This is a genomic window from Streptomyces sp. NBC_01006 (assembly GCF_045162725.1).
In the GTDB taxonomy this organism is placed as follows: Bacteria; Actinomycetota; Actinomycetes; order Streptomycetales; family Streptomycetaceae; genus Streptomyces.
This window is the reverse complement of the sequence record NZ_CP108700.1, coordinates 3,303,302-3,325,399: the sequence shown is the minus strand read 5'-3', so window position 1 is coordinate 3,325,399 and position 22,098 is coordinate 3,303,302. Positions and strand designations below refer to the sequence as shown.

General features: G+C 73.3%; 18 protein-coding genes and 1 other RNA gene. 12 read left to right on the top strand and 7 right to left on the bottom strand.

Annotated elements, in window-relative coordinates; translation table 11 throughout:
- Positions 1-25: 25 nt before the first annotated feature.
- Both OG509_RS15085 and OG509_RS15080 read right to left on the bottom strand, forming a co-directional pair.
- A complete protein-coding gene (locus OG509_RS15085) occupies positions 26-1,435 on the bottom strand; it encodes an ABC transporter substrate-binding protein (protein WP_406183091.1) in 1,410 nt (469 codons plus the stop codon).
- 117 nt (positions 1,436-1,552) lie between these two features.
- The gene (locus OG509_RS15080; protein WP_406183090.1) at positions 1,553-5,128 is read right to left on the bottom strand and encodes an FtsK/SpoIIIE domain-containing protein; all 3,576 of its coding nucleotides are present in this window, start codon (positions 5,126-5,128) and stop codon (positions 1,553-1,555) included.
- A 449-nt stretch (positions 5,129-5,577) separates the two neighbouring features.
- Here OG509_RS15080 and OG509_RS15075 point away from each other — a divergent pair, with 449 nt between their 5' ends.
- Positions 5,578-7,329 carry a protein kinase domain-containing protein gene (locus OG509_RS15075; RefSeq protein ID WP_406183089.1) on the top strand — a complete coding sequence of 584 codons (1,752 nt, stop codon included), beginning with the start codon at positions 5,578-5,580 and terminating at the stop codon, positions 7,327-7,329.
- A gap of 174 nt (positions 7,330-7,503) precedes the next feature.
- On the top strand, positions 7,504-8,766 hold the full coding sequence (locus OG509_RS15070; protein WP_406183088.1) for a serine/threonine-protein kinase: 1,263 nt from the start codon (positions 7,504-7,506) through the stop codon (positions 8,764-8,766).
- Positions 8,767-8,830: 64 nt separating this feature from the next.
- Here OG509_RS15070 and OG509_RS15065 read toward each other — a convergent pair whose 3' ends face one another.
- The gene (locus OG509_RS15065) at positions 8,831-9,862 is read right to left on the bottom strand and encodes an isopenicillin N synthase family dioxygenase (RefSeq protein ID WP_406183087.1); all 1,032 of its coding nucleotides are present in this window, start codon (positions 9,860-9,862) and stop codon (positions 8,831-8,833) included.
- 313 nt (positions 9,863-10,175) lie between these two features.
- On the opposite strand from OG509_RS15065, the gene prfB reads away from it, so the two are divergent.
- Positions 10,176-11,285 carry a peptide chain release factor 2 gene (prfB, locus tag OG509_RS15060; protein ID WP_406183086.1) on the top strand — a complete coding sequence of 370 codons (1,110 nt, stop codon included), beginning with the start codon at positions 10,176-10,178 and terminating at the stop codon, positions 11,283-11,285.
- 92 nt (positions 11,286-11,377) lie between these two features.
- Here prfB and OG509_RS15055 read toward each other — a convergent pair whose 3' ends face one another.
- Positions 11,378-11,572, bottom strand: coding sequence for a hypothetical protein (locus OG509_RS15055; RefSeq protein ID WP_366105547.1), 195 nt, complete (start codon positions 11,570-11,572; stop codon positions 11,378-11,380).
- A gap of 264 nt (positions 11,573-11,836) precedes the next feature.
- On the opposite strand from OG509_RS15055, the gene ftsE reads away from it, so the two are divergent.
- The 5 genes from ftsE (at position 11,837) to ssrA (ending at position 15,723) form a co-directional block, all read left to right on the top strand.
- The gene (gene ftsE / locus OG509_RS15050) at positions 11,837-12,526 is read left to right on the top strand and encodes a cell division ATP-binding protein FtsE (protein WP_030161344.1); all 690 of its coding nucleotides are present in this window, start codon (positions 11,837-11,839) and stop codon (positions 12,524-12,526) included.
- A gap of 17 nt (positions 12,527-12,543) precedes the next feature.
- Positions 12,544-13,476 carry a permease-like cell division protein FtsX gene (gene ftsX, locus OG509_RS15045; protein ID WP_406183085.1) on the top strand — a complete coding sequence of 311 codons (933 nt, stop codon included), beginning with the start codon at positions 12,544-12,546 and terminating at the stop codon, positions 13,474-13,476.
- Between the two features lie 67 nt (positions 13,477-13,543).
- Positions 13,544-14,746, top strand: a complete 1,203-nt coding sequence (locus tag OG509_RS15040; protein WP_406183084.1) for a S41 family peptidase — start codon at positions 13,544-13,546, stop codon at positions 14,744-14,746.
- Positions 14,747-14,764: 18 nt separating this feature from the next.
- On the top strand, positions 14,765-15,250 hold the full coding sequence (gene smpB / locus OG509_RS15035; RefSeq protein ID WP_030161337.1) for an SsrA-binding protein SmpB: 486 nt from the start codon (positions 14,765-14,767) through the stop codon (positions 15,248-15,250).
- Positions 15,251-15,334: 84 nt separating this feature from the next.
- Positions 15,335-15,723: a transfer-messenger RNA gene (gene ssrA / locus OG509_RS15030) on the top strand.
- Between the two features lie 71 nt (positions 15,724-15,794).
- Here the strand turns inward: ssrA and OG509_RS15025 are convergent.
- The 3 genes from OG509_RS15025 to OG509_RS15015 are packed head-to-tail and all read right to left on the bottom strand — an operon-like array spanning position 15,795 to position 17,603.
- Positions 15,795-16,052 carry a Txe/YoeB family addiction module toxin gene (locus OG509_RS15025; protein WP_406183083.1) on the bottom strand — a complete coding sequence of 86 codons (258 nt, stop codon included), beginning with the start codon at positions 16,050-16,052 and terminating at the stop codon, positions 15,795-15,797.
- Positions 16,049-16,324, bottom strand: coding sequence for a type II toxin-antitoxin system Phd/YefM family antitoxin (locus OG509_RS15020; RefSeq protein WP_134075676.1), 276 nt, complete (start codon positions 16,322-16,324; stop codon positions 16,049-16,051). Before OG509_RS15020 ends, OG509_RS15025 begins: the two co-directional genes overlap by 4 nt.
- A gap of 28 nt (positions 16,325-16,352) precedes the next feature.
- Positions 16,353-17,603, bottom strand: coding sequence for an MFS transporter (locus tag OG509_RS15015; protein WP_406183082.1), 1,251 nt, complete (start codon positions 17,601-17,603; stop codon positions 16,353-16,355).
- Positions 17,604-17,687: 84 nt separating this feature from the next.
- On the opposite strand from OG509_RS15015, the gene OG509_RS15010 reads away from it, so the two are divergent.
- The 4 genes from OG509_RS15010 (at position 17,688) to OG509_RS14995 (ending at position 22,091) form a co-directional block, all read left to right on the top strand.
- Positions 17,688-18,659, top strand: a complete 972-nt coding sequence (locus OG509_RS15010) for a LysR family transcriptional regulator (RefSeq protein WP_406183081.1) — start codon at positions 17,688-17,690, stop codon at positions 18,657-18,659.
- Between the two features lie 97 nt (positions 18,660-18,756).
- Entirely contained in the window at positions 18,757-20,127 is a 1,371-nt protein-coding gene (locus tag OG509_RS15005) for a nitrate/nitrite transporter (RefSeq protein ID WP_406183080.1), read from the top strand.
- A 127-nt stretch (positions 20,128-20,254) separates the two neighbouring features.
- Complete coding sequence (locus OG509_RS15000; protein ID WP_406183079.1) at positions 20,255-21,424, top strand: uroporphyrinogen-III synthase; 1,170 nt, start codon at positions 20,255-20,257, stop codon at positions 21,422-21,424.
- 142 nt (positions 21,425-21,566) lie between these two features.
- The gene (locus tag OG509_RS14995; protein ID WP_406187580.1) at positions 21,567-22,091 is read left to right on the top strand and encodes a GNAT family N-acetyltransferase; all 525 of its coding nucleotides are present in this window, start codon (positions 21,567-21,569) and stop codon (positions 22,089-22,091) included.
- Positions 22,092-22,098: the final 7 nt, after the last annotated feature.

The following is a 22,098-nucleotide window of genomic DNA, read 5'->3' as shown; positions in this document are numbered from 1 at the left end:
CGTGGTGGCCTTGGCTGCCACGGGATCAGTTCCCGTAGGCCTTGGCCGCGTCCGCCTCCAGTCTGGCCTGGGTGCCCGCCACGTCCGACGGGTTCGCCAGGAAGTCCTGGAGCGCCTTCCACTCGCCGGCGCCGGGGGTCCCGCCGAACGCGGCCGGGGCCTGGTCCGACATGTCGAAGCGGAAGTCGTCGCCCGCCGCGATCAGGGCCGTGGCGATGCCCCGCTGGATGGAGTTCGGATAGGCGCCCGGATTCACCGCCTTGTTCGGGGAGATGAACCCGCCCTCGCGGGCCTGGATCTCCGCCGCGTCCGGGGACGCCAGGAAGGTCAGCAGCGCCTGCGCGCCCTTCGACGGCTTCAGCGCGACCGCCACGTCACCGCCCGAGATGACGGGAGGCTTGGCGCCGACCGCCGGGAAGTCGAACACGAGGGCGTCCTCGCCCACCTTCGCCTCCGTCTGCGCGATGTTCACCGCCACGAAATCGCCCTCGAAGACCATCGCGGCCGCCGGGCGGTCGCCGCCGGTGAAGGTCTGCGTCACCGACTTCGGGAACTCGGTGGACAGCGCCCCGCTCGCCCCGCCGGCCAGGAAGTCCTTGCGCCCGAACAGCTCGCCGAGCGTGGTCAGCGCCTGCTTGACACTGTCGTCCGTCCACTTGATCTCGTGCTTGGCCAGCTGGTCGTACTTCTGCGGACCCGCCTGGGAGAGGTAGACGTTCTCGAACCAGTCGGTGAGGGTCCAGCCGTCCGCGCCGGCCACCGACACCGCCGGGGTGCCGGAGGCGGAGAGGGTGTCGGCCGCCTCCAGCAGTTCCTTCCACGTCTTCGGGGGCTGCACGCCCGCCGCCTTGAAGGCCTTCGCGTTGTACCAGATCAGCGACTTGTCGGCGGCTTTGTAGTACACGCCGTACTGGGTGCCGTCGACCGCGCCCAGCTTCTTCCAGCCGTCCGAGTAGTTCGCGTCGAGCTGCGCCTTGGCCTCCGGGCCGACCGGCTGCACCCACTTGTTCTGCACGGCGGCGGTCAGCGCCCCGACCTGCGGGAGCAGCGCCACGTCCGGCGGCTGTCCGCCCGCGATCTTCGTACCGAGGAAGGTGACGATCGGGTCCTGGGCCGGGACGAAGGTGACCGTGGCACCCGTACGCTTCTCGAACTCCTTCAGGACCTTCGTGAAGTTCGCCTGCTCCGGACCCGTCCAGACCGCCGCGACCTCCAGCTTCTCGCCGGGCAGCTTCGGTAATGCGACCGGAGGCCGGGCCTGGGGGGACGACTCCCCGCCCTGCGGCGGGTCGGCCTTCCCGTCCCCGCCGTCCCCGCAGGCGCCGAGGGCCAGCGCGCCCGCGGCCGCGAGGGCCGTCCAGGCGGCGGCACGGCTCCTTCTCCGGTCGCCCGTGCGGCTACGGTTCTTCGTACGGCTCGTTCCCTGCCTTCGCATGGCTCTGCCCCCGATGCCCGTGGTGTGCCCGTGGTGTGACTCGTCCCACAAGGTCTACGCCGAGCCGCGCACCCCCGCAATACCGCGTCGGGCCGCGGCGCGGACTTCCGGACCGGCTCAGGGGGAGGGCGGGAACAGCACGGGTATCGCCGAGACCAGGTGCGAGGCCCGGTCCAGGGCGCTCGCCAGCAGCGCCAGGTCGGTGGGGCCGTTGCCCAGCTCGCGCACCGGCCGGCGGGCCGGGGGATCGCCCATCCGCTCCCACTCCACCGGCACCACGGTCGGCCGCTGCGTGGCCGTACGGGGGATCCGGCCGGTCACCCGGCCGCCCTGGAACGGGACCGTCCGCCCGTCGGCGTACCGCAGCCGGCCGCGGCCGGGGCCCGGCTGGTCGGGGCCCTCCAGATCGATCCGCAGCGGGTTCGTACGGGCCAGCTCGGTGTCGGCCGTACGGTCGGGGCGGGCGCTGGTGGCCACCAGGTGCACCCCGAGCCGGGCGCCGTCGCGCGCCACCGCCTCCAGCGCCCGTACGACGGATCCGGCGGCGGGCCGGCCCGTACTGCCGAGCCCCGGCGCGACCAGCGCGTCGAAGTCGTCCACCAGCACCACCAGACGGGGGAGCGGGCTCGGCCCCGCCGGGTCGGTGCGCACGGCGGAGGCGCGCAGCCGGAGCGTGCCGGTGCGCTGCGGGTCGAGGTCGCCGACCAGTTCGCCGGGGCTGGGCCGGCGGGGCGTGACCATCCGGTCGGAGACCTCCCGCCGGGCGTGCCACTCGGCGAACGGGACCCCGTCCAGCAGCTCGGCCCGGCGCTTCAGCTCGGCGCCGAGGGCCTGGGCGAACTCCCGCATGCGGACGGGGTCGGAGGCGACGAGGTGCGCGGAGACGTGCGGGAGCTCGGTGCAGGGCTGGAGCCCGTCGCCGCGCTCGCCGCCGGCCCCGTCGAGGAGGACCAGCCCGAGCCGGTCGGGCCGGGCGGCCGCGGCGAGCGAGGCGGCCACCGAGCGCAGCAGCTCCGTACGACCGCTGCCGGCGGGCCCCTCGATCAGCAGGTGCGGGCCGTCCTGGACCAGCTCGGCGCCGACCGGGCCGCGTCGGCCGCTGCCGAGCACGAGCTCGGCGCGGCCGCCGACCCCCTGCCCCTGGTCGGTCGTGGCGGCCCAACGGGCCATCAGGGAGGCCGGGGTGGCCCGGGCGAGGCCCAACTCGTCCAGCAGGCGGGCGGTGTTGGGGAGCGCGGCGGCGAGGGCCGGGCGGGGCCCGGCGGGGGAGGGCTCGGCGCGCAGCGGGGCCAGCGCCCGGGCGAAGCGCTCGGCCCAGGCGGCGGAGACGGCGTCGGCGGTGGCGGTGGTCCCGGGCGGGGACGGCTTGCCGCCGGTCACCGTGAACGTCCGTACGGTGGTGGCCACATCGCCGCTGAGCAGGGCGGCGGAGCCGCAGCCCCGGAAGGCGGGGCTGCTCGCGCAGGCGGCCTCGTACGTCTCCGCGAGCGGGGAGCCGGGCGCGGCGGCCGGCGTCTCGGCGAGCACGAGGAGGTGGATCCCGGCGGCCGGGCCGTGGGCGGCGAGCCGGCCCGTGAGGTCGCGCAGCGCGCCGGCGCCGGGATCGCCGTCGACGACGAGGAGCGTGTACGGGCCCTGGTGGGCCTCGCCGACGGGGCTTTCGCCGACCGGGCCCTCGTCGAGGCGGCGGGTCAGCTCGGCGGTGCGGGCGGCGGCCTGGTCGCGGTCGTACGCGAGGAGCAGGCGGCAGTCCTGGCCGTGCGCGGGCCGTACGTGCGGCAGCCAGCCGAGCCAGCCCCAGTCGGCGCGCCGCTCGGCGAGGCCGCGCGCGCGGTCGGCGGCGAGCAGCACGATCTCCAGCTCGCCCGGCCCGTGCAGGCCGGCGAGCTGGGCGACGACGGAGCGGGCGACCCCGGTCAGGCGGGCGCGGGGCCCGGCGATGCCGAGCGAGCCGACCTCCTGGAACGCGACCCGGCTCCCGGCCCCGAGGCCGACGTCGAGCCGCCCCCGGCCCCGGGACCAGAGCCGCCGGGTGGGCCCCAGTGCGGCGAGCAGCAGTGCGGCGGGATCGTCGGCATCGGGCGCGGCGGCCGCGACGGCTTCGGCGGCGGCGCTCCCGTACCCGGGGTCCTCTTCGCCCCGCACCCACTTCCGGGCCCAGGCTCCGAGCCCCCGCATCCGCGCCCGCTGCCCGCCGCTGCCGGCCTCGGCCTGCCCCGTACCGGGCGCCCCGACGCGCATGCCGCCCCCCGGAACGCCCCATGACCCGCCGGAGTCGGGGCCGCCGGCCCACCGGCCCCCGACCCCACCGGTCCCGGCCTCCCGTGCCGCCTGGGGTCCGCCTGCTCCACCCCATGCCCCGGCTGCGCCGGTCTCCCTACCCGTGCCGGGCGCGGCTGCGCCGCCCCATCCGGCCCCGGCTGCGCCGGGTGCTGAGCCCGACTCTGCTGCGGCCGCGCCGCTCCATCCGGCCCCGGCTGTGCCGGCCTCCCGCGCCGTGTGCGGTGCGGCTGCGCCGCCCCACCCGGCCCCGGGTCCACCGGTACGGCCGGCCCCGGCTGCGCCGGGCTCCCGTGCCGTACGGGGTGTGGCTGCGTCGGCGCCGGAGGCGGAACCGGGTGCGGAACGGCCGCGCCCCGCGCCGGCCCACGTGTCGCCGGACGGCGTGCCGGGCGATCGGCCGGAGTCGGGACCGCCGGTCCACCCGGCGCCCGAGGCGCCGGGGTGGGACGGCGAAGCCGCGTCGGGGCGCAGCCCCGGGCGGTGCTCGTCGGGGTCGGGGGCGGAGCCCCCGTTTCGGGAAGGGGCGGGGTGGGGGGAAGACCCCTGCGCGCCGCCGGGCCCACCGCTCCACCCCGCGCCGGAGGCGCCGGCGGCCGCACCGGGCCCCCGGCCCGAGCCGGCTCCCCGACGCCCGTCGCCATCGCTAGGGCGCCCCGCACCGGGACCGCCCTCGCCGGGGTGACGCGTGCTGGAGCCGGGCTCCCGGCCCGAGCCGGCCTCGCCGTAGTGCCCGGCACCGGAGTCGGCACCGGCCGCCGCCGGGAGGGACAGGTGGCCTTCCAGGTCCGGGACCACCCGGAGCGGGGCCGGGGTGTCCGGGGCCAGTCGGAGTGTCGATTCGCCGATGCGCAGCAGCGCCCCCGGCGCCAGCGCCACCGGCCGCGCGCCCACCACGGCGCCGTCCACCGTCGTGCCGTTCGTCGAGCCCAGGTCGGCCACGGCCACCCGCCCGTCCGGCATCACCGTCACCGCGCAGTGCAGCCGCGAGACGTCCGGATCGTCCAGCGGGACATCCGCGTCGGCCGAGCGCCCGATCCGGATCGCTCCCGGGTGCAGCAGGTGCACCCCGCCCGCGTCCGGCCCCGCCACCACGTGCAGCTGCGCGCCGTCCGTCCCGTCCGGCAGGACGTCCCCGTCCGGCAGGACGCCCGGCACCGGCGCATGCAGCCCCAGCACCGCCCCGTCCACCAGCGGCGGCTCCCCGAGCACCCGCCGCTGGAGGTCGAGCCGCTCCGTACCGGCGTACAGCACGACCGTGCCGCCGGTGTCGGGCCCGCCGACGGTCGCCGCCAGCCCGGAGGCCACGGCGGCGAGCGCGGTGCCCACGGGCGCGGTGACGAGCACGTCACAGCCGGCGGGCGCGGTCTGGTGGCCGCTGCGCGACCCAAGGACGGTCAGCCGGATCTGCATCGCCGTCAGCGGTCCCTTCTGCGCGGTGCGCGGTGCGTGCGCCCGGCAGGGGTACGACGGGGCATGGCTGCCCCGATCAACCCCCCACCCGGCACGGCGCGTCGTCCGGTCAGGTCTGCCCGGAACGCGGGCTCCCGTCCCGGCCGTTCCGTACGGGTGCATCCTCGCACCTGTCACTGACAACACGCCCGGCACCCGGCAACAAATGATCTTGAATGATCACACCCCTGCGCGTGTCGCGTACACGCCCGGGCGCGGAGCCCGGCCGAAAATCCGCGAACGGCCGCGGAAAATCGCCCCCGGCATACCCCTCAAACCTCACCCTTCGTACAAATGTGCGGCAACCAACCTCCGGCACCCCGCGTCTTCCCCGGAGACACCCCCTAGAGTGGGCCGGAAAACGAACCGCAAGACGAACCACAGCAGGACGACAGCAGGGAGCGCGAGACGTGCGGCCAGTCGGCAGCAAGTACCTGCTCGAGGAGCCGCTCGGACGCGGCGCCACGGGCACCGTCTGGCGTGCCCGCCAGCGGGAGACCGCCGGCGCGGAGGCAGCCGTCGCCGGGCAGCCCGGCGAGACCGTGGCCATCAAGGTCCTCAAGGAGGAGCTGGCCCAGGACGCGGACATCGTCATGCGCTTCCTGCGCGAGCGCTCGGTCCTGCTGCGCCTGACGCACCCCAACATCGTGCGCACCCGCGACCTCGTCGTCGAGGGCGATCTGCTCGCCCTCGTCATGGACCTGATCGACGGCCCGGACCTGCACAAGTACATCCGGCAGAACGGCCCCTTCACGCCGGTCGCCGCGAGCCTGCTGACCGCCCAGATCGCGGACGCGCTCGCCGCCAGCCACGCCGACGGCGTGGTCCACCGCGATCTGAAGCCCGCCAACGTCCTGCTCGACGAGCGCGGCGGCCAGATGAAGCCGATGCTCACCGACTTCGGCATCGCCCGCCTCGCCGACTCCCCGGGCCTGACGCGCACGCACGAGTTCGTCGGCACCCCCGCCTACGTGGCCCCCGAATCCGCCGAGGGCCGCCCGCAGACCTCCGCCGTCGACATCTACGGCGCCGGCATCCTGCTCTACGAACTGGTCACCGGCCGCCCGCCGTTCGCCGGCGGCACCGCCCTCGAAGTCCTCCACCGCCACCTCAGCGAGGACCCGCAGCGGCCGCCGAACGTGCCCGAGCCGCTCTGGATCGTCATCGAGCGCTGCCTGCGCAAGGAGCCGAACGAGCGCCCCAGCGCCGAGAACCTGGCCCGCGGACTGCGCGTGGTCGCCTCCGGCATCGGCGTGCACAGCGCCCCCTCCGAGGTGGAGGCCGCCCTCGGCGTCGGCGCGCTGCTCGCCCCCGACCCCTCGCCGGCGCCGGTCCCCGCGACCCCGGCCGGTGGCGACGCCGTCGCCTCGCCGATGGGCGCGTACGACCCGAACGGCATGACCAGCGTGCTCCCGCCGGTCGGCGCGGCCGACGCCACCTCGGTCCTGCCCAGCACGGGCGGCCACGGCGGCCCGGGCGGGCCCGGCGCGGACCCGACCTCGGTCATGCCCCCGGTGCAGCGGCCGGACCAGCCGCACCCGTGGCAGTCGCAGATGCAGGCCGCGCGCGACCGCAACGAGCAGACGCAGATGCAGTACCTCGACCCGAACGAGGACCCGCTGCGCCGCCGTCCGCAGCGGCAGGCGCCCCCGCCCCCGCAGCAGCGACCCCAGCAGCCCCCGCAGTACCGCCAGGGCCCTCCGCCCCCGCAGTACCAGCAGCAGCCGCAGTACCAGCAGCCGCCGCAGCAGCCGTACTACCAGCAGCAGCCGCCGCCCCAGCAGTACCAGCAGCCGCAGCAGGCCCCGTACCAGCAGCAGCCCCAGCGGCAGCCCCAGCCCCAGCGGCAGGCGCCCCCGCAGCAGCAGCCCCCGCAAGCCCCGCCGCCGCGCGCCCCCCGGGAGCCGCGCGAACCGCGCCCCCGCAGCGCCAACCCGGTCAAGATCCCGGGCCTGGGCTGCCTCAAGGGCTGCCTGGTCCTGATCCTGCTGTTCGTGGTGGCGGGCTGGCTGGTCTGGGAGCTCACCCCGCTCCAGGAGTGGGTCGGCACCGGCAAGGGCTGGTGGGACCAGCTGTGGACCTGGGGCTCCGACATCGTCGACTGGGTCAGCGCGATCGGCGACTCCACGGGCAGCGGCGGCTCGGGCAGCGGCACGCCCTGAACCGGGGCCCCGTAGCGCCGACTTCGGGGACCGATTCACAGGTTGGGTTGTGGATTTGTCGACTCCTGGGACGTGATTTCGCCCCCAGAAGTGAAGGTCGCCGCGTTCCGGGGCGTTCAACCCCCATCCGGCCGCGTAGCTTTGGTGCGTACGCCAGCCGCTGAGGGAGCAGTCGTGGCACGGAAGATCGGCAGCCGGTACACCGCGCACCAGATCCTGGGGCGCGGCAGCGCGGGCACGGTGTGGCTGGGCGAGGGGCCGGACGGGCCCGTCGCCGTCAAACTGCTGCGCGAGGACCTCGCGTCCGACCAGGAGCTGGTCGGACGCTTCGTCCAGGAGCGCAGCGCGCTGCTCGGCCTGGACCACCCGCACATCGTCTCCGTCCGCGACCTCGTCGTCGACGGCAACGACCTGGCCCTCGTCATGGACCTCGTACGCGGTACGGACCTGCGCACGCGCCTCGACCGGGAGCGGCGGCTCGCCCCCGAGGCGGCCGTGGCGATCGTCGCGGACGTCGCGGACGCGCTGGCGGCGGCGCATGCGGCGGGGGTCGTGCACCGGGACGTGAAGCCGGAGAACGTCCTGCTGGACATGCAGGGGCCGCTCGGGCCCGGAGGCTCGCATCCGGCGCTGCTGACCGACTTCGGCGTGGCCAAGCTGATCGACTCGCCGCGGCGGGCGTCCGGGGCGCCGGGCGCGCGGGCCTCGGCCCCGACGACCCGGATCATCGGCACGCCGGACTACCTGGCTCCGGAGATCGTGGAAGGCCTGCCGCCGCGGGCGGCGGTGGACATATATGCCCTGGCCACCGTGCTGTACGAGCTGCTGGCCGGTTTCACGCCGTTCGGCGGCGGGCACCCGGGCGCGGTGCTGCGGCGGCACGTGACGGAGACGGTGGTCCCGCTCCCCGGGATCCCGGACGAGCTGTGGCAGCTGATCGTGCAGTGCCTGGCGAAGGCGCCGGCCTCAAGGCTGCGGGCCTCGGAGCTCTCGGCCCGGCTGCGGGACCTGCTCCCGCTCCTGGCCGGGATGCCGCCTCTGGACGTGGACGAGCCGTACGAACCGGACCCGGATCCGGAGCCGGCGGAGTCCGTCTCGGAGGCGGATCCGGTCCGGCGGCGGGGCGTGGTCCCGCTGGTGCCGGGCTCCGCGACGGACTCGAACCGGGACACGCACACCTCGATGCGGGTTCCGGGGCCGGACGAGCTGGCCGGGGGCGCGCTGGGCACGGCCCGGGTGCCGCGCCCCGCGGGCGGCCACCGGCCGGGGTCGGCCCGCCACCGTGCGGAGACGGCCCGCAAGCGGCGGCTCGCCCTGACGGCGGGGGCCGTGGCGTTGGCCGCCGCGCTCGGCGTGGGGACCTGGCTGGCCGCGTCCGGGGACGAGGCGCCGCCCCAGGACACGAAGCACTCGACCCCGTCGAAGCCGAAGCCGTAGCCGTACCCGGCCCGCTCGCCGGACCGGACCGGCGAGCCGGCCGGGGCCGCTGCGCCGGCCGGGGTTACGCCTCGACCAGTTCCGGGTGCCAGCGGCGGGCCACCGACGGGTGGGCCCGGGTCCAGCCCTTGAGCTCGTTGCGGCCGTACTCCGCGTGCAGCGGGTTCGACGCGTCGTGCGCGACCCCCGGCGCCGACCGCAGGTACTCGCCCGGCACCGTCTCGATCACCGCGTCCAGCCGCGGGTTGTAGAAGAACGGCACCGAGTACCGCTCCACCGCCCCCGGCGGGCTGACCACCCGGTGGTCCGTGGCCACCAGGTACCCCTCCGTCGCGATCTCCAGCAGCTCGCCCAGGTTGACCACGAACGCCCCCGGCAGCGGCGGGATGTCCAGGAACCCGTCCCCCTGCCGTACCTGGAGCCCGCCCACCGAGTCCTGCAGCAGCAGCGTCAGGAATCCGTAGTCCTTGTGCGCCCCGACGCCCTGGTCGGTACCGGAGGGGGCGGATCCCGGGTAGCGGATCAGCTTCGTGTGCAGGTGCGGCCGGTCCGCGAACGCCTCGTCGAAGAAGTCGGACGGCGCGCCGATCGAGGTCAGCAGCTCCTGCAGCAGCCGGTGGGCCACCGCCGCCAGCCGGGCCTGCCACTCCAGTACCACCGGCCGCAGCTCCGGCAGGGCCGCAGGCCACTGGTTCGGGCCCTCCAGCCACAGGTACGCCGGGTCGTCCGGCCCCAGCGCCGGCGCCGGGCGCTCGGCGCCGACGTCCAGCTGGTCGCGCCAGTCGGAGGCCCCGCCGGTCAGCTCGTGTCCGATGCGGGTGTACCCGCGGAAGTGCGGCGAGTTCAGATTGCTCACCGCGAGCCGGTCGGCCTCGGGCAGAGCGAAGAAAGCCCTGGTCAGCTCAAGGATGCGGGCGGTCTCTGCCTCGGTGATCCCGTGCCCGGTGAGGTACAGGAAGCCCGTGTCCCGGGCCACGGCGTGCAGCTTCTTCAGGAAGTCGCCCCGCTGGGCCGGGTCGTCGGCCTGGGACAGGTCGATGACGGGAAGGGCGGGAACTGCGGAATCGGCAGAGAGATCGTGGTGCGCGGACGGCATGACGGCTCCGTTTCGGATGTCACGGGGTCCTGTTCCCCAGAGGTGTCGGGGCAGCGGATGGGGAGGGCCGCCGGCAGGGATGGCGCCGGAGCCGCTTGGGCCGCGTACAGGACCAAGTCGGATCGGGGTGGATCAGGCTTGGGGATGGTCCGGCGGCAGACAGCTGGTCGTCGTGACACGCATGTGGTCCACATGGCGGCGCTTGACGAGGAGCAGAGTCATACCGTGAGGGTACGCCCGTTCCCCCACTCGTCAGAACGGGTGATCCGGCCTGCCCGGACAGTGCCGCCCGCGGACCGGCTACGCTGGACCCGTGGCAGTCGTCGATGTTTCCGAAGAGCTGAAGTCCCTCTCCTCGACCATGGGGTCGATCGAGGCCGTCCTGGACCTCGACAAGCTGAGGGCAGAAATCGCCGTGCTCGAGGAGCAGGCCGCCGCGCCGTCCCTGTGGGACGACCCGGAGGCCGCTCAGAAGATCACGAGCAAGCTTTCGCACCTCCAGGCCGAGGTCCGCAAGACCGAGACCCTGCGCGGCCGCATCGACGACCTCGCGGTGCTGTTTGACCTCGCCCAGGAGATGGACGACGCGGAGACCCTCGCGGAGGCGGAGACCGAGCTGGTCTCCGTGCGCAAGGCGCTGGACGAGATGGAGGTCCGCACCCTGCTCTCCGGCGAGTACGCCGAGCGCGAGGCGCTGGTCAACATCCGTGCCGAGGCCGGCGGCGTCGACGCCTCCGACTTCGCCGAGCGTCTCCAGCGCATGTACCTGCGCTGGGCCGAGCGCCACGGCTACCCCACCGAGATCTACGAGACCTCGTACGCGGAAGAGGCCGGCATCAAGTCGACCACCTTCGTCGTCAAGGCCCCGTACGCCTACGGCACGCTCTCGGTCGAGCAGGGCACCCACCGCCTCGTGCGCATCTCGCCCTTCGACAACCAGGGCCGCCGCCAGACCTCCTTCGCGGGCGTCGAGGTGCTGCCGGTCGTCGAGACCAGCGACCACGTCGAGATCGACGAGGCCGAGCTGCGCGTCGACGTGTACCGCGCCTCCGGCCCCGGCGGTCAGGGCGTCAACACGACCGACTCGGCCGTGCGCATCACGCACCTCCCGACCGGCATCGTGGTCTCCTGCCAGAACGAGCGCTCGCAGATCCAGAACAAGGCCAGCGCGATGAACGTGCTCCAGGCCAAGCTGCTGGAGCGGCGCCGCCAGGAGGAGAAGGACAAGATGGACGCCCTCAAGGACGGCGGAAGCTCCTGGGGCAACCAGATGCGGTCCTACGTCCTGCACCCGTACCAGATGGTCAAGGACCTGCGGACGGAGTTCGAGGTCGGCAACCCGCAGGCGGTGCTCGACGGCGAGATCGACGGCTTCCTGGAGGCCGGCATCCGCTGGCGCAAGCAGCAGGAGCAGACCGCGTAAGCACGCATTGACACGCGTTGACGCACGAAGGGCCCGGACACCTCAGGTGTCCGGGCCCTTCGTGCGTCAACGATCGGGACGCGGCGAGGGAGCTACGCCGTCTGCTGTGCCAGCAGGGCCACAGCCGCGACAAGGACCACCAGGAGCACGATGAGCGCCAGGGGGTTCAGGCCGCCGAAGGGGCCCTCCTGCTGCTGGAGGCGCTCCCGGTTGGCCCGGCACACCGGGCAGCGGCCCTGGCTGACGGGCGCGGCGCAGTTCGCGCACACGAGCCGGTCATACGTCATGCGCTCTCCTCCTCTCGTCCCCTTGAACAACGAACGTCTTGAACAACGCCTGAAGGAACGACTGCGTTCCCCTACCACTGTGCCAGCTCTGGCGACATTCGGCGCGGCCCGTCCGGGCAATCACGGACGATCGCGGAACGATCCCCTCCCGGACCAGGGGATATATCGGGCAACTCCGGACGCCGGGCCCCCACCCCCCGCCCGTTCGCGTATGGTCACGCACACCGACTCCGCACACCTACTCCCGGCGACCGTGGTGCACCCGTGATCCGATTCGACAACGTCTCCAAGTCCTACCCGAAGCAGAACCGCCCCGCACTCAGAGATGTCTCCCTGGACATCGCGAAGGGCGAGTTCGTCTTCCTGGTCGGCTCCTCCGGCTCCGGCAAGTCCACCTTCCTGCGGCTGGTGCTGCGCGAGGAGCGGGCGAGCCACGGCCAGGTCCACGTCCTCGGCAAGGACCTCGCCAAGCTCTCCAACTGGAAGGTCCCGCAGATGCGGCGCCAGCTGGGGACCGTGTTCCAGGACTTCCGCCTGCTCCCCAACAAGACGGTGGCCGAGAACGTCGCCTTCGCCCAAGAGGTCATCGGCAAGCCCAGGGGCGAGATCCGCAAGGCCGTCCCGCAGGTCCTGGAGCTCGTGGGCCTCGGCGGCAAGGAGGACCGCATGCCCGGCGAGCTCTCCGGCGGTGAGCAGCAGCGCGTGGCCATCGCCCGCGCCTTCGTCAACCGGCCGGCCCTCCTCATCGCGGACGAGCCCACGGGCAACCTCGACCCGCAGACCTCGGTCGGCATCATGAAGCTGCTGGACCGGATCAACCGGACCGGCACCACCGTGATCATGGCCACGCACGACCAGCAGATCGTGGACCAGATGCGCAAGCGCGTCATCGAACTCGAACAGGGCCGACTCGTGCGCGACCAGTCGCGCGGCGTCTACGGCTACCAGCACTGAAAGGCCCTTGAGACGTCATGCGCGCCCAGTTCGTCATGTCGGAGATCGGCGTCGGTCTCCGACGCAATCTCACCATGACCTTCGCGGTCATCATCTCCGTGGCCCTGTCGCTGGCCCTGTTCGGCGGCTCCCTGCTCATGCGCGACCAGGTGAGCAAGATGAAGGGCTACTGGTACGACAAGGTCAACGTCTCGATCTACCTCTGCAACAAGAGCGACGCGGAGGACAACAGCGAGAGCGGGAGCAAGGCCTGCGCCAAGGGCGCGGTCACTCCCGAGCAGAAGCAGCAGATCGAGACCGACCTGAAGAAGATGGACCTCGTCGAGACGGTCCACTACGAGTCCTCCGACGAGGCCTTCAAGCACTACAAGGAGCGCTTCGGGCACACCGCGCTCGCCTCGGTGATCACCCCGGACCAGATGCCGGACTCCTTCCGGGTGAAGCTCAAGCAGCCCGAGAAGTACAAGGTCATCACCACCGCCTTCGCGGGCCGCGACGGCGTCCAGTCGGTCGCCGACCAGCACACCGAGCTCGACAACCTCTTCACGATGCTCGGCTACCTCAACGTGGCTGCCCTCGTCATCATGCTGATCATGCTGATCGTGGCCCTGCTGCTGATCGTCAACACCGTGCGCGTCTCCGCCTTCAGCCGGCGGCGGGAGACGGGGATCATGCGGCTCGTGGGCGCCTCCAGCTTCTACATCCAGGTGCCGTTCATCATGGAGGCCGCTTTCGCAGGCCTCGTCGGCGCCGTGCTGGCCTGCATCATGCTCGGCGCGGGCCAGTACTTCGTCATCGACCACGGCGCCTCGCTGCGGACGAAGATGGAGCTGATCAACTTCATCGGCTGGGACTCCGTGTTGACGAAGCTGCCGTTGGTGCTGGTCATCGGGGTGCTGATGCCCTCGCTGGCCGCCTTCATCGCATTGCGCAAGTACCTGAAGGTGTGACAAGCGCCCCGTGTGAGGTCCGCCCAACCCGCCGTGCCTCCACGGGGCTTGTCCTAGACTCGGCGCCATGCCGGGACTGCCCGCTTTCTGTCTTCGGCCCCGCGACCTGCGTCGCGGGGCCGCTTTGACGTTGGCCTTCATCGCAGCCGTGGGCGCCGCGGCGGGCACCGGCTGCTGGGACCGCGCGGACGCCGTCGGCCCCGCGGGCGCCGGGTTAACGGCCGCCGGTACGCAGAACCCCGCGGCCGCCCCCGAGGCTCCCCGGGACACCGCGACCGCCGACCGCGAGGCCGTCGCCCGCGCCGCGGCCGAAGCCGCCGCCGAGGGCAAGTCCGGCAAGAAGGCCGCCCAGGAGGTGGTCAGCCGCAGCGGCGACCGCTGGGGCATGGTCTACGACCAGGGCGAGTACGCCGCCTTCACGGACGACCTCGACGGCCGCTGGACCGGCGTCGGGCTCTGGATCGAGAACCGCCGGGACGACCGCATCGCCGTCGAGAAGGTCCAGCCCGACAGCCCCGCCGCCCGGTCCGGCCTGCGCGCCGGCGACCGGCTCCTGAGCGTCGACGGCCACCCCGTCACCGGCCTGCGCGTCTGCGACGTGGTCGCCCTGCTACGCGGCGGCGCCGGCACTCCGGTCGTCCTGCACCTCACCCGGGACGGCGCCGACCTCACCGAGACCCTGCGCCGCGAGCAGCTGCACACCGAGCCCGTGACCGTACGGGAACTCCCGGGCGGGATCACCGTCATCAAGGTCGCCTCCTTCAGCCGCGGATCGGGCGAACAGGTCCGGGCCGCCGTGCGCGCGGCCCCGCCCGGCGCCGGCTTCATGCTCGACCTGCGGGGCAACCCGGGCGGCCTGGTCACCGAGGCCGTGACGGCCGCCTCGGCGTTCCTGGACGGCGGGCTGGTGGCCACGTACGACGTACGGGGGACCCAGCGCGCCCTGTACGCGAGCCCGGGCGGGGACACGACGAGACCCCTGGTGGCACTGGTCGACGGCGGCACGATGAGCGCGGCCGAGCTGGTGACGGGCGCCCTCCAGGACCGCGGCCGCGCGGTGGCGGTGGGCACGAGGACCTTCGGCAAGGGCTCGGTGCAGATGCCGACGCCGCTCCCGGACGGCTCGGTGGCGGAGCTGACGGTGGGTACGTACCGCACCCCGGCCGGTCGCAGCCTCGACGGCAGCGGCATCACCCCGGACCTGGCGGCGGGCGACGGGGTCGAGGAACGGGCCCGCACGGTATTGGGTGGCCTCGGGGTGGGTCCGTAGTGCGAAAATGACCGCACTATGGCTAAGGAAAAAGGGCGCAAGCTGATCGCCCAGAACAAGAAGGCGCGGCACGACTACACGATCATCGACACCTACGAGTGCGGTCTCGTGCTCACGGGCACCGAGGTCAAGTCCCTGCGCCAGGGCCGTGCCTCGCTGGTGGACGGATTCGTGTCGGTGGAGAGCGGCGAGGCCTGGCTCTACAACGTGCACGTGCCGGAGTACAGCCAGGGCACCTGGACCAACCACAGCGCCCGCCGCAAGCGCAAGCTCCTCCTGCACCGCGAGGAGATCGACAAGCTGGACTCGAAGACCGGCGAGACGGGCAACACGATCGTGCCGCTCTCGCTGTACTTCAAGGACGGCCGGGCGAAGGTCGAGATCGCGCTGGCGAAGGGCAAGAAGGAGTACGACAAGCGCCAGGCCCTGCGGGAGAAGCAGGACACGCGCGAGACGAACCGGGTGATCTCGGCCGTGAAGCGCAAGGAGCGCGGTCAGCTGTAATCTCCTGGCATCCCGTGGTCCACTTCGCGTACCATGGCGTCAGCACCGCCCCTCCGGGGTCGGAGCAGCTTGTAAACAAAACATGGGGATGATCGGTTTCGACAGCGGATGTCGATGCAGGGGAAGCGAGCCGAGGAAGCGGCAATGATCTCGCTAACCACATGTCGCAAAAAATAATCGCCAACTCCAAGAGCGATAACTCCCGCTTCACCCTCGCTGCCTAATAACAGTGAGCTGAAGCCTCTGTGAGGAGCGTCAGCCCGGAAGTGGTCCCGGTCCGGATCCTGGCGTCAATTAGGGATCTAAACCTCTAGCCCCGGTCACGGGGGTTGGAGGGAAACCAAACAGTGACTGAGCCCGTCGGAGACTTGTCCGTGTGATCTCCGGGGCCGAGAAAAGCGCAGCGGACTGCGCTCGGAGAAGCCCTGCTTCTGCACCGTTGGACGCGGGTTCGATTCCCGCCATCTCCACTCATCCCATGTGGGCGAAGGCCCCGCAGCCGCCAGGCTGCGGGGCCTTCGTCATGCCCGGACCGTCCGCGGCGTCAGTAGCGATAGCGCGCCTTGAGCACTTTCACTTCTTTTTCGTCCGCCCGGTACACGAGGCGGTGTTCGTCGTCGATGCGGCGAGACCAGTAGCCGGACAGTTCGCCCTTCAGCGGTTCGGGCTTGCCGATGCCGGTGAGCGGGTCGCGCTGGATCTCGCCGATCAGACGGGTGATCCGGCGAGCCATCTTCCGGTCGGACGAGAGCCAGAACAGGAAGTCCTCCCAGGCGGCCGGGTCGAAGTGAACGCTCCTCACTCCTCGCCTCCGGCCAACTGCCTCAGCTCGTCCATGCTCTTGGCGACCGATGACGCGCCCTCGCGGTCGCGCGCGACGGCTTCCATCAGCCGCTGGGCGTTGGCGGGGGAGCGCAGCAAGTAGACGGTCTCCTGCCACGAGTCGTAGTCGTCGGCGGACATGAGGACGGCATCACCGTTCTTGGAGGTGATCCGCACCGGGGCGTGGTCGGTGTTGACGCGTTCGATCAAGGGGAACAGGGTCGCCCTGGCTTCGCTGGCGCTTATGGACATGGTCCGCTCCTCCGGTTGTGGTACGAGTTCACGGTACCTGAGTCGTACCGGAAAGTCGTACCGTCGAGAGGGTCGGGAGGACCAAGAGGGTCAAAAAGGCCGCTGCGGCCGGGAGGGCGTAAGGGGTGGTGGGGCCGAGCTGGTCCACCAGGGTGCCTGCCGTGGCCGAGCCCAGGGCTATGCCCGCCAGGATGGCCGTCACCGCCAGGGTCATCGACTCGTTGAGGCGGCCCTCGGGGGCGAGGGCGTGGACGCGGGACATCGCCGTGACCATCGTCGGGGCCGTGGCCATGCCCGCCAGGAGGAGGGCGGCGGCCAGGAGGGGGAGGGAGCCCGTGGCCGCCGCCGCCCAGGGGAGGGTCAGGGCCGCGGTCAGGGCGATCAGGCAGGTCCGCAGCGTGCGCGGGCGCAGGGTGCCGTAGAGCAGGCCGGCCGCGCAGGAGCCCGCCGCCTGGAGGGCCAGGACCAGGCCGGTGGCGGCGCCCAGGCCGCGGGCGCCGAGGTGGGCGATCGAGGTGACCTCCATCGAGCCGAACAGCACGCCCAGGGGAACGAACAGCGCCAGCAGCGGCATCAGCCGGCGCAGCGGGGCGGGGGCGTCGCCGGGCCGGGCCGGCGGCGGCTGCGTGGCCCGCTGGGAGGTGAAGACCAGCATGCCCGTCAGCAGCAGGGCGGCCGCCGTGAGGGTGCCCGCCTCCGGGAAGGCGGCCGAACAGAGGAACGCCGCCACCACCGGGCCCAGCATGAAGCACAGCTCGTCGGCGGCCTGCTCGAACGACATCGCCGTGTGGTGCGCGGCGGGGGAGTCGCGCAGCAGGTGCGTCCAGCGGGCCCGGGACATGCCGCCGATGTTGGGGGTGGTCGCGGTGGCGGCGTACGAGGCGAACAGGGTCCAGGCGGGGGCGTGGCCGCGGACGCACAGGACCAGCGACACCGAGCCGAGCACCGCGATCAGCGTCGCGGGGACGGCGATCCGGGCCTGGCCGTACCGGTCGACCAGGCGGGCGGTCCACGGCGCGACCAGCGCGGTGGCGGCCATCCCGGTGGCGGTGACCGCACCGGCGAGGGCGTACGAGCCGCGCTGGCCGGCGATCATCATGACCGCGCTGATGCCGAACATGCCCATGGGCAGGCGGGCCAGCAGGTTCCCGGCCGTGAAGGCCCGGGTCCCGGGACGGGAGAAGAGGCGGGCGTACGGGCCCTGCGGGCGGGGTCGGCGGCGGTGCGGTGCGGGGGCGATCACGAGCGTAGAGCCCGTCACGGTCATCAGCGGCGGCATGATCCAAGGCTCCGCCGCGGGGTACGGCGGCGTCCAACACCTGTTCCGGAGCCATTCACCGGCTTCCGTTGTTAGTCTCCCCGGGTGATACCCCGTGATGTGGAACCCCGGCTGCTGCGCGGGTTCGTCGCCGTGGCCGAGGAACTGCACTTCACCCGCGCCGCCGCCCGCCTGTACGTCGCCCAGCAGGCGCTGAGCCGCGACGTCCGGCGGCTCGAAACCACCCTCGGCGCCGGGCTGTTCGTACGGACGACCCGCGCCGTCGAGCTGACCACCGAGGGGGAGCGGCTGCTGCCCCTGGCCCGGCGGGTGCTGGCCGCGCACGAGGCGCTCGCCGCCGCCTTCGCCTCCGTAGGCCCCCGGCCGCTGCTCGTCGACCTCAACACCGACGGGCCGAGCACCGCCCGCACCGTGCTGGAGCGGGCCCGCGAACTCGCCCCGGACTGCGAGCTGATGGCCCGCTTCGAGAGCGGGCTGACGTACGCCGCCGCGGAGGTCGCCGCCGGCCGCCTCGACGTGTCCTTCGGCTACGCCGACGGGCTCGACCCGGCGCTGCGGGCCCGCCTCGCGCACCGGCCCGTACGGTACGAACCGCTCGCGGTACTGCTGCCCGACGGGCACCCGCTGGCCGCGCGGGCCGACGTACCGCTGGACGCGCTGGCCGGGGAGACGGTGTACGCCGGGGCCGGCAATCCGCGGACCCTGGAGTGGACCGGGCTCGCCCGCGAGCTGTTCGACGGCCGCGGGATCGCACTCGCGCCGCCCGCGCCCGTGGCCATGGGGAAGGACGAGTTCCGCCGGGTCATGGCCAAGACCCGCCATCCGGTCCTGGTGACCGTGGACTTCCTCGACCTGCCCGGGTGCGCGAAGCGGCCGCTGATCGACCCGGTCCCGCTGTCCCCGCTGTCGATGGTGTGGCGCAAGGGTTTCAGCCACCCCGGGCTCGACGCGCTGCACCAGGCCGCGGCCGCCCTCGCCGCCGGGCACGGCTGGCTCGACGTGCCCCCGGCGAGCTGGCGCCCGGCCGCGCTCACAGGCGGCCCCGGCGGCGGGTGAGTGCAAGGTTTCCCACCGGTCATCCGGCGGGGACCGGGGCCGAAACGCGCCGTTCCTACGGTCGTCACCACGGACGCGACAGCTGTGGAGGCGTGTGATGACCGGAACGACCGCACCGCGCAAGGGGGGCCGCTGGATCGAGCGGTGGGAACCCGAGGACGAGGGCTTCTGGAAGGAGTCCGGGGAGCGCATCGCCCGCCGAAACCTGCTCTACTCCGTGCTCAGCGAGCACATCGGGTTCTCCGTCTGGACCCTGTGGTCGGTGATGGTGCTGTTCATGGGCCCCGCGTACGGGATCGACCCGGCCGGGAAGTTCTTCCTCATCGCGACGGCCACGTTCGTGGGCGCGTTCGTCCGGGTGCCGTACACCTTCGCCGTCGCACGCTTCGGCGGCCGGAACTGGACCGTCGTCAGCGCCCTGCTGCTGCTCGCGCCCACCGCGGCCGCGCTGGTCGTCATGGAGCCGGGGACCTCGTACGGCACCTTCCTGGCCGTCGCCGCGCTGACGGGCGTGGGCGGCGGGAACTTCGCCTCCTCCATGACCAACATCAACGCCTTCTTCCCGCTGCGGAAGAAGGGCTGGGCGCTCGGCCTGAACGCAGGCGGCGGCAACATCGGCGTGCCCGTGGTGCAGCTCGTCGCCCTGCTGGTCATCGGGACCGCCGGGGCCGGGCACCCGCGGCTGCTGCTCGCGGTCTACCTGCCGCTGATCGTGGCCGCGGCCGTGCTGGCCCTGCTGCGGATGGACAACCTGGCGCCCGTACGCAACGACGGCGGCGCCGTCCGCGAGGCGGTCCGGGACGCCCACACCTGGATCATGGCGTTCCTCTACATCGGCACCTTCGGGTCCTTCATCGGCTACAGCTTCGCCTTCGGGCTCGTCCTCCAGACGCAGTTCGGCCGCACCCCGCTCCAGGCCGCCTCGCTCACCTTCGTCGGGCCGCTGCTCGGCTCGCTGATCCGGCCCGTCGGCGGCGCCCTCGCGGACCGGTTCGGCGGCGCCCGGATCACCCTCGCCACGTTCGTGGCGATGGCGGCCGCGACCGGGGTCGTCGTATACGCCTCGGGCGAGGAGTCGCTGCCCGTCTTCCTCGTCGGATTCGTCGCGCTGTTCGTGCTGAGCGGGCTCGGGAACGGCTCCACGTACAAGATGATCCCCGGCATCTTCCAGGCCAAGGCGCTGGCGCGGGGCATGGACGGCGAGGCGGCGGCCGCGTACGGGCGCCGGCTGTCCGGAGCCGCGATGGGGCTCATCGGAGCGGTCGGCGCACTCGGCGGACTCGGCATCAACCTGGCCTTCCGGGAGGCGTTCTCGACCTCCGGGTCCGGGACGGCCGCCTTCGTCACCTTCCTCGGCTTCTACGCGGCCTGCTGCGCGGTGACGTGGGCGGTATACCTTCGCCGGCCCGCCCCCGCGGTGCTCCCGGCGGCCGGTGCCGGGGCGAAGCCGCAGCTCACGTCGGTGTAACGGCGGTTTACGGGCACGAAATACGGCGGAACCGAGCCCGACACGCCGACTTGACAGGCTCGGTTCCGTTCTCGCGACACGTGATCGCGCGAAGTGACGACGACCCCACTGGGCAAGGCAGGTCACCATGGACGACACCCGCACAGCCGCCGCCCCGACGGCCGCTCCCGCGGCGGGTCCGCTCGCGGGGTTCACCGTGGGGGTCACCGCGGCCCGGAGGGCGGACGAGCTGATCGCCCTGCTGCGCCGGCGGGGGGCCACCGTCGTGCACGCCCCGGCGCTGCGGATCGTGCCGCTGGCCGACGACAGCGAACTGCTCGCCGCCACGAAGGAATTGATCGGCTGCGCGCCGGACACCGTGGTCGCCACCACCGCGATCGGCTTCCGCGGGTGGATCGAGGCCGCCGACGGGTGGGGCATCGGCGAGGAGCTGCTGGCGCGGCTGCGGGCCACCGAACTGCTGGCGCGCGGGCCGAAGGTGAAGGGGGCCGTCCGGGCCGCCGGGCTGGTGGAGACGTGGTCCCCGCAGTCGGAGTCCCTCGCCGAGGTGCTCGACCGGATGCTGTCCGGCGGGGTCGCCGGGCGGCGCATCGCCCTCCAGCTGCACGGGGAGCCGCTGCCCGGGTTCGTCGAGGCGCTGCGGGCCGCCGGGGCGGACGTGGTCGTGGTCCCGGTGTACCGGTGGATGGCCCCGGAGGACCTCGCGCCGATGGACCGGCTGCTGGACGCGGTGGCCGGGGGCGGGATCGACGCGGTGAGCTTCACCTCGGCTCCGGCGGCGGCTTCGCTGCTGTCGCGGGCGCAGGAGCGGGGGATGACGGAGGCGGTGCTCGCGGGGCTGCGGGGGGACGTGCTGTCGGCGTGCGTGGGGCCGGTGACGGCGCTGCCGTTGCAGGCGCGCGGGGTGGACACGGTGCAGCCGGAGCGGTTCCGGCTGGGGCCGCTGGTGCAGCTGCTGTGCCAGGAGCTGCCGGGGCGGGCCCGGGTGCTGCCGGTGGCGGGGCACCGGGTGGAGATCCGGGGGCACGCGGTGCTGGTGGACGCGGAGCTGCGGCCGGTGCCGCCGGCCGGGATGGCGCTGCTGCGGGCGCTGGCGCGGCGGCCGGGGTGGGTCGTGGGGCGGCCGGAGCTGCTGCGGGCGCTGCCGGGGGCGGGGCGGGACGAGCATGCCGTGGAGACGGCGATGGCGCGGCTGCGGGGGGCGCTGGGGGCGCCGAACCTGATCCAGACGGTGGTCAAGCGGGGGTACCGGCTGGCGCTGGACGCGGGTGAATGCGCAGGCGGCTCCGCCGGCTGACCGGTCCGGGTGCGGCGCCGTTGCCGGGGCTCCGCCCCGGGCCCCGCGCCTCGAACGCCGGCGGGGCTGGAATTGGCGGGGCCGGATGCGCGTGCCGAGGTTCGTTCGTTAGCGTGCCCTGGTGATCATTGACGGGGTGGAGATGCGGGGCGTCGAGGTCGGGGACGCCGCAGGGCTGGCCGACACGCTGACGCGCAACCGGGCGTACATGGCGCCCTTCGAGCCGTGGCGGTCCGAGGTGTTCTTCACCGAGGCGGGGCAGGCCGTCCGGATCGAGGCGCTGCTCGCCGAGCGCGACGCCGGGCGCACCGCGTCCTACGTGCTCGTCGAGACCGGCTCCGGCACGCCCGTCGGCATGATCAACCTCGGCAGCATCACCCTCGGACCCTTCCGCAGCGGAGGCATCGGCTACTGGATCGACCGGGCCCGGCACGGCAAGGGACTGGCCACCGCCGCCGTAGAGGAGGTCTGCCGGATCGCCCGCGCCGAGATCGGGCTGCACCGCGTCGAGGCCGGGACCCTGGTCGACAACGTGGCCTCGCAGCGGGTGCTGGCCAAGGCCGGGTTCGAGCAGTACGGGCTCGCACCCCGCTACCTGCACATCAACGGCGCCTGGCGCGACCACCGCCTCTTCCAGCGCCTCCTCCACGACGACCCGCCCCTCTGAGCAGATC